1 protein-coding gene is annotated in these 265 nt (G+C 54.0%); it reads left to right on the top strand.

From position 1 onward, the window contains the following. The coding region (locus ACO0LC_RS29295; protein ID WP_423009803.1) for a MotA/TolQ/ExbB proton channel family protein at positions 1 to 265 on the top strand (265 nt) is incomplete at both ends.

Consider the following 265-nt stretch of genomic DNA (forward strand, 5'->3'; position numbering starts at 1 on the left):
CGCTTCATCGCTGACTCTGGCATCAAAGCCACAGAACACCATGAAGGCGCTCTGCTGGAACAAATCGACTTGAATACCTGGGTATCCATGTCCATCCAGCGTGCTGTTGACAAAGTACAAAGCCGCCTGCAAGACGGTCTGGCCTTCCTGGCCACTGTTGGTTCCACAGCACCGTTCGTTGGTTTGTTCGGTACAGTATGGGGTATCTACCATGCGCTGACAGCCATCGGTATGTCCGGTCAGGCATCGATCGACAAAGTAGCGG

The organism is Undibacterium sp. JH2W (genome assembly GCF_049340425.1).
Taxonomy (GTDB): domain Bacteria; phylum Pseudomonadota; class Gammaproteobacteria; order Burkholderiales; family Burkholderiaceae_D; genus Undibacterium.